Genomic DNA, 9,947 nt, shown 5'->3' with positions numbered 1-9,947 from the left:
TCTAGAAAGGGCCGCTCATCGACACCCTTCCCACGCTGACCCGCACCTCTTCTGGCCGGCGCCTAGCCCTTCCACACCTCCCCACACAGCCGCAACCAGTTCGCTCCGATCACCTTCTCGATGACGCGGTCCGGGTGGCCGCGAGAGGACATCCGGTCGGCGATCCGCTCCATCCGCCGGTTCGTGTTCAGGTCCGGGACCGTGAACAGGACGTCCGGATCCTCGGCGGGTGCGGCGATCCCGCGCGCGATGCGGCCGGCCACGAACTCGCGGTGCTTGGACCAGTATTCGTCCGAGCCGTCGATGGGCGTGATGGACAGGTCGCTGCCGATCCCCACGTGGTCCTCGCCGCAGACCTGCAGCGCGTGCTCGATGTGGTCGATCACGTCATCGCCCGTGGGCACGCGGCCGGGCGAGAGGAACGGCATGAGGTACATGCCTACCACGCCGCCCTTGTCGGCGGCGGCCCGGAGCTCCTCGTCGTCCTTCGAGCGCGGGTGCCGCGCGACCGCGTTGCAGCCGGTGTGGGTGATGCCGACCGGGGCCGTGGAGGCCGCGATGCCCTCGGCGGTGGTGCGCTTGCCGCAGTGGGAGAGGTCGACGATGGAGCCCAGCTCGTTCAGACGCGCCACCACTTCACGCCCGAACGTGCTGAGCCCGGCGTTCCCCGGTTCGAGACAGCCGTCGCCGACGAGGTTGCGGACATTGTAGGTGAGCTGGACCACCCGGACGCCCATGTCGTGGAAGACGTCCACGCGGGAGAGGTCGCCTTCGTAGGGTGTCGTGTCCTGGAAGCCCAGCACGATCCCGACCTGCCCGCCCGCCTTCGCGGCCTTCAGCTCCTCCACCGTGCGCACCATGCGGAACGCGTCCGGCCAGCGCTCCACATGGGTGAACCAGGGCGCCATGCGGCGGAGCGTGCCCACCGTGTCTCCCGAGCTCACCGTGACGTTCATGGCGGTGATGCCCGATGTGCGGGCGTTGTTCACCATGATCTCGTCGAGCGGCGGATTCTCCGGGTAGTTGAAGTAGCCCGGGCTGCCCAGGAAGTCGATCACGACCGCGTCGGCGTAGCCGGGCCAGGCGGCGGGGCGGGTCCGTTCCGCCCGGCCTTCCGTCCCCAGCGTGTGTAGCAGGGAGGGAGCGACGCCGGCGGCGGCGGCGTGGCGGAGGAAGTCTCGGCGCGGCATGGGCATGGGCGGCCTCCCGGTCGTGTGGGCAGGCGGTCAGAGTGGGGGGGACGGACGGGCATTCGCCAGGGGGGCGGATGGGGTCGCGGACGAGCCTCCCCGCGCGGGTCAGCCCGTCAGCTCCTCCAGCATCTCGGCGGGTGTTCGCGCAGGGACCGGGGAGGCGCGGAAGTCGGCCAGGTTGCGCGTGACGATGACGCGCGCGCCACAGGCCTGGGCCGCGGCCACCTGCAGGGCGTCTTCGAAGTCGGCCATGCCGAGCGTGGCCGCGTAGCGGAAGGCGTCCGTGTGGGCGGGGGCCACGGTGAGGAAGGCCGTCAGATCGTTCAGGAAGGAGCGAACCGCGCGTCCGCCGGCTCGGGAGCGAAGCAGATAGGAGACGTTGGCGAGCGTGTGCCAGGCCACGAACGCCATCGGCGGCTGCGTCTCCAACCACGTCAGCAGCGCGGCGGAGGCTTCGACGTGCGGCGCCCGGTCGAGCGCCACGTCCAGCAGGACGTCGGTGTCGAGCAGCATCACCGGTACTTCGCAGCGAGCGCGCGGTAGCGGTCGTCGTCCCGATCCGCCAACTCGAAGCGACCCCTCCAGCGCTCCACCACCCCGGTCGTCGGCCGTGACGTCATGCGGTCCAGCGCTTCCTCGATCAGCGAGGAGAGGGACACGCCCTGGCTCGCGGCATATCGCTTGGCCCGCGGGATCAGGTGCTCCTCGAGCGTGATGGTGACCTTGCGCTTCACCGGCTGCTCCTCCTGGAGATACGTATCGATGGGCAATCATACGTATCTTCGTCGCGAGGGGTTCCGCCCCGCACCCGATGATCCCCGGGGACCTCCAGACCGGCTAGGGAGAGATCGAAGCCCTCACCCGGACCCACGGGAGTCACCCATGCCTCGTCCACGCTTGTTTGCGCTGCTCCTCGTCGTCCTGCTGCCTTTCCTGGCCGGCAACGCGGCCGCGCAAACGATCCGCTCCGTCTCCAAGCAGACCCTCGAGATCACGCCCGGCGCGCGCGACCTCACGTTCCGCGTCGATGGGGCCGGGCTGGCGGAGGTCACGGAGGTGAAGTTCCTGAAGAACGGGCGCGAGGTGCGCGGCATCCGGTCCACCGTCCGCGCCACCAGCAGTACCGTCACACTGTCGATCACCGCAGAAGAGGCGCTCAATCCCCTGGAAGGGATCGACATCGAATTGCGGGGCCCTCGCCTCCGCCAACCCATCCGCGTGCCGGCCAAGGCGCTGGTGGCCAGCCGGTATCCGGGGACACCGGCCTCGCTTCCGCCTGCCTCCGATGCGTCCGTCCAGGTGGCGACGCTCGAGGTGGACGCGAACGACGTCTACGTGGGCGGCACCCTGCCCGGTCGGGTCCGGCTGACCACCCTTTCGTCGGAGCCCGTGGAGATCGAGATCGTGAGCGAGCGGCCCCAGTCGCTCGAGGCACCGGGTGTGGTGGTCGTGCCCGCGGGCCAGATGCAGGCGTCCTTCGAGCTGCGGGGGGTGAGCGAGTACATCTACCTCGGCGACCCCTGGTCGGTGGAGGTGCAGGCGCGGAAGGTCCCATTCACGAGCGGTCCCACGCGCAACGTCCGCGTGCTGGACGCACCGAGCCCCGACATGGCCCTCTTTCCCAACGACGGTCTGTATGGCTGGGATTTCGGGAACAACTCCTACGCGGGTCCACCTCCGGCCACGCCCGTGACCTCGGGAGGGAGCAGCTCCGTGCGGATCCGACTGGCGCACGAACCCATCAAGGGCGGCACGCTCCAGCTCATGGCGTCGGGTCCGGCCAGCGTCCAGTCCTCCGTCTCCCTCACCCCGGGCGACAACCGCATGCTCGGCGTTCCCGTGAGCTTCGGGACGGTGACCGCGCCGCAGCAGGTCTCGGTCACCGTGACCGGCTACGGCGTGTCCCGGACCGCGACGGTCATGGTGTATCCCGATGCGGTCGTCGTCACCGGGGTCACCCGCGAAGGGGGGAACGCCACGTACGCCACGGTGACCGGCGGCGACGCGCTACGCCTGGACGTGACGCTTTCCCAGCCCGCGCCGGCGGGAGGCTATACGGTCCCGGTGCAGTCGAGCGATCCCCAGGCGGTGGCGATCACGCCGCTCACGATCCCGGCGGGCAGCACCACGGGCCTGCTCATCGTGGGCATCCAGCCCACCACGACGCAGAAGACGATCACGCTGAGCGTCGGGGATGTGGCGCCGAAGTCGTTCACCGTGACGGTGAACCCGAGCCAGTAGAGCGGCGACGCTACTCCCGACGCACGCCTCCGCTGCACCGACGCGGACGTGCGGGGTGGCGCGTCCACTCCGACCGGTCCTCGCACCGGGGCGTCAACCGTACAGGTCTGGCGCCCCGGGTGCTCACTCCCCGCTGGCGAGGATGACCCAGGCGCCCTCCTGCACGCGGAGACGGGTCTCGCTGCGGCGACCCCGCGACGTCGCGATGGCATAGGCGCGGTCGCCGCTGCGCCGGAACTCGGTCCACGAGGTGTCCGCCACGTTCGCGGTCAGGTCGAGGGGGCGGTCTGCAGGGAAGGAAGCGCGGGACCAGGCATCCAGGTCGGCGAGCATCGCAGACAGCTCCTCCGTCGACCGGGTGCGCTCGGCGTCCGGATCGCGCAGGCCATGCCGTTCCATGAGCATCGCGAGCGAGCGGCGCGCCGCGTCATCGAGCCCCTCCATCCAGGCCGCGCCCGCATACGCGCTACCCACCAGCCCCTTCTGGGCTCGGGGCGACAGGAGCGAGAGGGCGCCCGGCCAGTCCCGCGCCCTCATGGCGTCGCGGAAGGCGGCGAGGGTGGCTTCGGGGCTGGTCCGGTCGGGGTCGGGCATGGGTCGGTCCGCTGCTCGCGTCTCAGACCGGTAGCAGCGGAAAGCCGAGCGCGCTGGCCACCACCCGTTGCCGGGCGTCGAGCGTCGCGAACGTGACGGCTGCGGGAACCGGCGACACGTAGAGCGCGCAGGCCACGTGCCAGAGGTCGGCGCCTCGGAGGTGGCCGGCGTCCAGGACCGAGTCGATCTCGCTGCTCAACAGGCGACGCGGCAGGATCCAACTGAGGGACGCAATCAGAGCCGGTGCGAAAGGGACTTCCTCCCGCGCAAAGGCGGCGCGCACCTCGGCTTCCGTGAGAGCAGCGCTCACCCGTTCATCGAAGTCCGCGAGGTGGCGCGCCAACTGCTCCGCACCCGGTTCCCCGAACGCGATGGCCACGAGCACGGAGGTGTCGACGTAGGCGAGCCTCACCCGTCGCGCTCGGCGAGGAATCGGTGCAGCGCGCCGGGTCGGTCGAGCACCGGTCGCGGGAGCGCCTCCTCCACGGAGGGACTGCGGAGCAGCGTCCCGTCGGCCACCATCCGATCGAGACGTGCCTCGAGATCCTCTCCTTCGCCGGAATACGGTCGGATCTCGGCCACGGGGGTGCCATGGTAGGAGACGATGACCGTGCGGCCTTCCCTGACCTTGCGGATGACCTCCGAGAAGCGGGCCTTGGCCTCGTAGAGGGAGTAGGAGTCCGACATGATGGGGACCTTATCTAGTCAGACTGGTCATATCAAGGGTTGGCCTCGACCCAACGAGCGGCGGGCGTCGAAGAAGGCCCCTCCGGGGCGATCCCTCAAAACCTCCCAGTCCTCCCAGGCCAGCCCCGCCACCCGGGCGAACTCGTCGACATCATGGGTGACGAGGGTCAGATCGTGCGCACGGGCCGTGGCGGCGATGAGCAGATCGTTGGCGCCGATCAGCCGCCCTTCGCGCTCGAGCTCTGTCCGGATCTGGCCGTAGGCTTCCGCCGCCCGAGCGTCGAAGGGTACGGACGCGAAGGCCGCGAAGAAGCGAGCCAGGAGCGCGAGGTTCTCGCCGACGCGCTGGGACCGGCGGGCACCATGCAGGAGCTCGGCCTTCACGACCGTGGACAGGCGGACCCGCTCGGGTCGCTCGCGTCCGAGACGGGCAACGAGCGCGGGCGAGCTCCCGTTGAGCACGTGGATGCAGGTGTTGGTGTCCAGGAGGTAGGGCATCAGCCGCCGGACCGGATCTCCAGCGGCGGCTGGGGGGCGCGCTCCAGGGGGGGACCCACCCAGCCTCCGGCGACCGACTCGAAGAAGTCCTCCGGCCAACCGCCCGCCACCTCGGCCCGCACCAGGTCCGCCAGGTAGCGCGACACGCTCAGGCCGCGTGCCTCCGCCCGGCGCGCGATCTCGGCGGCCAGCTCGTCCGGCACATAGAGGTGGAGTTGGGGCATCGGTGGCTGTGAGCACATAGTACAAATACATTGAAAATATGTGAGTCCAGCGGAGCGCGGGCAAGCCGGCTCGTCCGCCCGCCGCCCCCACGAACGATCCCGGATCTTCCCGGGCGGTGGGATGGCAGGGCCGGCCTCACCTCCGCGTTCCGTGACCCGCCCGCCCCCATGCGGTAGGATGGTGCAGCACTCCACGCGCTTGAAGGAGATCTCGATGACGTCAACCCGCCCGCTCGCGCTCGGCCTCGTCGCGCTGGCCGCCTCCGCCATTCCCGTGCTCGGCCAGCAACGGCCGCTCGAGCACGAGGACGTGCTCCACTGGAACACCATCGCCGACCCGGCCCTCTCGCCCGACGGGCAATGGCTGGCCTGGGTGCTCCGTCCGCTCGAGGGCGATCCGACGTTCAAGGTGCGGGCGGCCCGCCAGGGCGGGACCGAGCTTGCGCTCCGGGGCGCGTCTCCGGTGTGGAGCTCGGATTCGCGCTTCGTGGTCTTCGAGATCCCGCCGGTCGAGGCGGTGCTCGACTCGCTCAAGCGGGAAGGGAAGAAGCGGGACGATCTCCCGGGCGACTCGCTCGCGGTCGCGGACCTGAGCGCGGTCTTCGCGGGCGGCACCCCGCAGGTCTCCGCCGTCACCCGCCTGGGTGCCGCGCAGGACTTCAAGGTCGCCGAGGATGGTGCGTGGGTGGCCTGGCGGGTGGAGCCGGAAGGCGACAGCGCCGAAGGCCGCGGTGCCGCGCGCGAAGAGGCGGAAGCCGGGGACGAGGCGTCCGACCGACCCGACCACGAGAAGGACGAGGGCGCCACGCTGGTGGTGCGCGACCTCGCCTCCGGGCAGGAAAGCCGCTACGAGGACGTGGTGGAGTACGTCTTCGCCGAGAACGGGCGGGCGCTCGCGTTCACCACGTCCACCAAGGACGGCAGCGGCGACGGCGCGCACGTGCTCACGTTGCCGGACCGGACGCTGCACACGCTGCGCGCGGACGAGGGACACTACCGTAAGATCGCGCTCTCCGAGGACGGCGCGCAGGTGGCGTTCCTGACGGACGCGGCGGACTTCGCGGCAGAGCAGCCCGCCTTCACGCTGGAGCGCGCGAGCGCGGGGGACTGGACGCCCCGCACGGTGGCGAGCGCGTCCACCGGCGGCATCCCCGACGGCTGGTGGGTGAGCGAGCACGGGACGCTGCGCTTCTCCGAAAGCGGGAACCGCCTGTACTTCGGTACCGCGCCCCGCCCGGCGCCCGCGCCCGACGAGGAGATCCTGGACGAGGACAAGGTCTCCGTCGACGTCTGGAACTGGAAGGATCCGTACCTGCAGCCCATGCAGCTCGTGCAGTTGGAGGAGGAGAAGAAGCGCACGTACGACGCGGTGGCGCACCTGGACGCGGGTCGGGTGGTGCAGCTCGCGACGCGCGAGATTCCGGACGTGCGCTACGCGGAGGAGGGGGAGCCGCGCTGGGCCATCGGCGTGACGGACGTGCCCTACCGGCAGGAGCTGTCCTGGGACGGCCGCTACAACGACGTGTATGCGATCGACCTGACCACCGGTGCCTCGCGGAAGGTGGCGGAGCGCATCAAGGGCTTCGGCGGTGCGAGCATCTCGCCGGGCGGCACGTGGGCCACCTGGTGGGACGGCGCCGAGAAGCAGTGGAAGACGGCGGCCCTGGCCGGCGGCGAGACGATGACGGCCAGCGCGGATGCGCCCGAGCCCGTCTGGGACGAGCTGGACGACCATCCGGACGAGCCCCCGCCGTACGGTTCCGCGGGGTGGACGGAGGATGACCAGGCGTTCCTGTTCTACGATCGCTACGACGTCTTCCGCTTCGAGCCGGCGAGCGGACGCACGGTGAATCTCACGCAGGGCCAGGGGCGCGAGGCGGGCATCCGCTTCCGCTGGGCCGACACCCAGCCCGACGTGGAGCCGGTGCCGGCGGGCGAGATCCTGCTCCATGCGTTCCACCTGACGACCAAGCAGGGTGGCTACTACGAGGGCCGGAGTGACCGCGCCATGACACCCACGCGCGTGGTGCTGGCGGACAAGTCGTTCACCCTGCGCGGCAAGGCGGAGGACGCGGACCGCTGGCTGGTGAGCCGGGAGGACTTCCGCGAGTTCCCCGACCTGTGGGTGACGGACGGCTCCATCACGGACATGGTCAAGCTGACGGACGCCAACCCGCAGCAGAGCCAGTACACGTGGGGCACGGCCGAGCTGACCGAGTGGATGTCCAACGACGGCACGCCGCTCCAGGGCATGCTGTTCAAGCCGGACGGGTTCGATGCGTCCGAGCAGTACCCGATGATGGTGTACTTCTACGAGCGCATGTCGGACGGGCTGTACGACTACCGCTCGCCCACGCCCGGGAGCTCGTCCATCTCCGTGCCGTTCTTCGTGAGCCGCGGCTATCTGGTGTTCATCCCCGACATCCCCTACGAGATCGGCTATCCAGGCGAGAGCGCGCTGGACGCCGTGGTGCCGGGGGTCCTGAACCTGGTGGCCCAGGGCTTCGTGGACGAGGACAAGATCGGCGTGCAGGGCCACTCCTGGGGTGGCTACCAGATCGCCTACATGATCACCAAGACCAACCTGTTCGCCGCGGCGGAGGCGGGCGCGCCGGTGGCCAACATGACCAGCGCCTACGGCGGGATCCGCTGGCAGACCGGCATGAGCCGCGCGTTCCAGTACGAGCGCACGCAGAGCCGGATCGGCGGCACGCCCTGGGACGCGACGGAGCAGTATCTGCACAACTCGCCGCTGTTCTACGTGGACAAGATCCAGACGCCGCTCCTGATGATGCACAACGATGCGGACGGCGCGGTGCCCTGGTACCAGGGCATCGAGATGTTCTCGGCCATGCGGCGCCTGCAGAAGCCGGTCTGGATGCTCAACTACAACGGCGAGGCCCACGGCCTGCGGCAGGACCAGAACCGGAAGGACTGGGCGCTGCGCATGCAGCAGTTCTTCGACCACTACCTCAAGGGTGCGCCCGCGCCCGTGTGGATGGAGGAGGGCGTGCCGGCCATCCTGAAGGGGCAGACGCTGGGGACGGAGGTGAAGGTGCGGGGGGTGTCTTGACCGCACCCGCGCTGCTGCTGGCCCTGGCGGTGCAGCAGCTCCCCACGCCGTTCGAGACGCCGTGGAACCGCGCCATCCCCAAGGTGGTGGAGCGGCCCGCGGACGCCGCCCTCGTGGTGCCGGACGGGTTCGAGGTGACCGTTTTCGCGGAGGGCTTCACGTATCCGCGGCGCATGGCGCTGGCGCCGAACGGGGACGTGTTCCTGACAGAGTCCGGAGGGCAGGGCCAGATCCTGGTGCTGCGCGATGCGGACGGCGACGGCGTGGCCGAGCTCCAGGAGACGTTCGCGAGCGGGCTCAACCGTCCCTTCGGGATCGCGTTCCAGGACGGGTTCCTGTACGTGGGCAACAACGACGCGGTGGTGCGCTTCGCGTACCGGCCGGGTCAGCTCCAGGCGAGCGGACCGCCCGAGCACGTGGTGGATCTCCCGGTCAGCAGTGACGCGCTGGACACGGACACGGCCGAGCGGCTGGGGATCGATGTGGCTCGCACGCGCGGGTTCAACCACTGGACGCGCAATCTGATCTTTTCGCCGGATGGGCGGAAGCTGTACGTGTCGGTGGGGTCCGCCACGAACGCGATGCCCGGCGACGATCCCCGCCGGGCCGCGATCAACGAGTACAACCCGGATGGAAGCGGGCACCGTGTGTTCGCCGGCGGTCTGCGGAATCCGGTGCCGATGGCCTTCCATCCCGGGACCGGCACCCTGTGGACCGCCGTGCACGAGCGCGACCACCTGGGGGACGATCTGGCGCCGGACTACGTGACGTCCGTGGTGGAGGGCGGCTTCTACGGCTGGCCCTACGCGTACATCGGCCCCAACCCCGAGCCCATCCTGAACGGCGCGCGACCCGATCTGGTGGAGAAGACGCTCACGCCGGACGTGCTGCTGCCCGCGCATGCGGCCCCGATGGGTCTGGCCTTCTACACCGGCGGGCAGTTCCCCGACGGGTACCGCGGCAGCGCCTTCGTGGCCCTGCACGGGTCGATCAACCGTCTGGATCTGAAGGGCTACTCCGTGGTCCGGATTCCCTTCACGGACGGGCGGCCCTCCGGGCCTCCCGAGGACTTCCTGACCGGGTTCATCGTCCGGGACGACGAGGTGAAAGAGGTGTGGGGCCGGCCGGTGGACGTGCTGCAGGCGGCGGATGGGTCACTGCTGGTGTCGGATGATGCGGGGAAGCGGGTGTTCCGGGTGCGGTGGGTGGGGTGAGGGATCTGACCTAACTGTCGTCGCCTCTGACGAAGGAACGGGTTTAACGCCGAGAGGTCCGACTCCGCGCGGCCGGGACCAAATTGCGCCTACACCCCTTTCCTCCCCTGTCGACTCACCAGCGGGTACCGGTCCGGCCGCTCGATGCTGTCCAACATCCAGAGTTGGTTCGCGTGTGGGAGCCGATCCACGGCTCCGCCGCTGGAGAGGTGGCGGGCTATCT

11 protein-coding genes are annotated in these 9,947 nt (G+C 70.0%); 3 read left to right on the top strand and 8 right to left on the bottom strand.

Translation table 11 applies throughout. The features are described 5' to 3' along the window. Nucleotides 1-62 precede the first annotated feature (62 nt). From R3E98_21625 to R3E98_21615, 3 genes are all read right to left on the bottom strand, one after another. Complete coding sequence (locus R3E98_21625) at nucleotides 63-1,196, bottom strand: membrane dipeptidase (protein ID MEZ4426010.1); 1,134 nt, start codon at nucleotides 1,194-1,196, stop codon at nucleotides 63-65. A 102-nt stretch (nucleotides 1,197-1,298) separates the two neighbouring features. Further along, entirely contained in the window at nucleotides 1,299-1,706 is a 408-nt protein-coding gene (locus R3E98_21620; GenBank protein ID MEZ4426009.1) for a PIN domain-containing protein, read from the bottom strand. Continuing rightward, nucleotides 1,706-1,963 carry a DUF6364 family protein gene (locus R3E98_21615; GenBank protein MEZ4426008.1) on the bottom strand — a complete coding sequence of 86 codons (258 nt, stop codon included), beginning with the start codon at nucleotides 1,961-1,963 and terminating at the stop codon, nucleotides 1,706-1,708. Before R3E98_21615 ends, R3E98_21620 begins: the two co-directional genes overlap by 1 nt. A gap of 112 nt (nucleotides 1,964-2,075) precedes the next feature. Here R3E98_21615 and R3E98_21610 point away from each other — a divergent pair, with 112 nt between their 5' ends. After that, complete coding sequence (locus R3E98_21610; GenBank protein MEZ4426007.1) at nucleotides 2,076-3,434, top strand: hypothetical protein; 1,359 nt, start codon at nucleotides 2,076-2,078, stop codon at nucleotides 3,432-3,434. Between the two features lie 123 nt (nucleotides 3,435-3,557). On the opposite strand, the gene R3E98_21605 is transcribed toward R3E98_21610, so the two are convergent. The 5 genes from R3E98_21605 to R3E98_21585 are packed head-to-tail and all read right to left on the bottom strand — an operon-like array spanning nucleotide 3,558 to nucleotide 5,437. Then, nucleotides 3,558-4,028 (bottom strand): hypothetical protein, encoded by a 471-nt coding sequence (locus tag R3E98_21605; GenBank protein MEZ4426006.1) that lies wholly within the window; start codon nucleotides 4,026-4,028, stop codon nucleotides 3,558-3,560. A 22-nt stretch (nucleotides 4,029-4,050) separates the two neighbouring features. Continuing rightward, a complete protein-coding gene (locus tag R3E98_21600; GenBank protein MEZ4426005.1) occupies nucleotides 4,051-4,440 on the bottom strand; it encodes a PIN domain-containing protein in 390 nt (129 codons plus the stop codon). Then, nucleotides 4,437-4,715: a type II toxin-antitoxin system prevent-host-death family antitoxin gene (locus tag R3E98_21595; protein MEZ4426004.1), complete on the bottom strand. Its 279-nt coding sequence runs from the start codon at nucleotides 4,713-4,715 to the stop codon at nucleotides 4,437-4,439. The genes R3E98_21600 and R3E98_21595 overlap by 4 nt, the downstream gene beginning before the upstream one ends. A 27-nt stretch (nucleotides 4,716-4,742) precedes the next feature. Next, nucleotides 4,743-5,213 (bottom strand): type II toxin-antitoxin system VapC family toxin, encoded by a 471-nt coding sequence (locus R3E98_21590; protein MEZ4426003.1) that lies wholly within the window; start codon nucleotides 5,211-5,213, stop codon nucleotides 4,743-4,745. Continuing rightward, a complete protein-coding gene (locus R3E98_21585; GenBank protein ID MEZ4426002.1) occupies nucleotides 5,213-5,437 on the bottom strand; it encodes a hypothetical protein in 225 nt (74 codons plus the stop codon). Before R3E98_21585 ends, R3E98_21590 begins: the two co-directional genes overlap by 1 nt. 214 nt (nucleotides 5,438-5,651) lie before the next feature. On the opposite strand from R3E98_21585, the gene R3E98_21580 reads away from it, so the two are divergent. Both R3E98_21580 and R3E98_21575 read left to right on the top strand, forming a co-directional pair. After that, nucleotides 5,652-8,510 carry a prolyl oligopeptidase family serine peptidase gene (locus R3E98_21580; GenBank protein ID MEZ4426001.1) on the top strand — a complete coding sequence of 953 codons (2,859 nt, stop codon included), beginning with the start codon at nucleotides 5,652-5,654 and terminating at the stop codon, nucleotides 8,508-8,510. Further along, a complete protein-coding gene (locus R3E98_21575; GenBank protein ID MEZ4426000.1) occupies nucleotides 8,507-9,724 on the top strand; it encodes a sorbosone dehydrogenase family protein in 1,218 nt (405 codons plus the stop codon). The genes R3E98_21580 and R3E98_21575 overlap by 4 nt, the downstream gene beginning before the upstream one ends. The last annotated feature ends 223 nt before the right edge of the window (nucleotides 9,725-9,947 follow it).

The sequence above is a fragment of the Gemmatimonadota bacterium genome, assembly GCA_041390125.1.
Taxonomy (GTDB): Bacteria; Gemmatimonadota; Gemmatimonadetes; order Longimicrobiales; family Gaopeijiaceae; genus JAGQIF01.
Note: the sequence above shows the minus strand (reverse complement) of the source record. Positions and strands in the feature narration are given on the sequence as shown.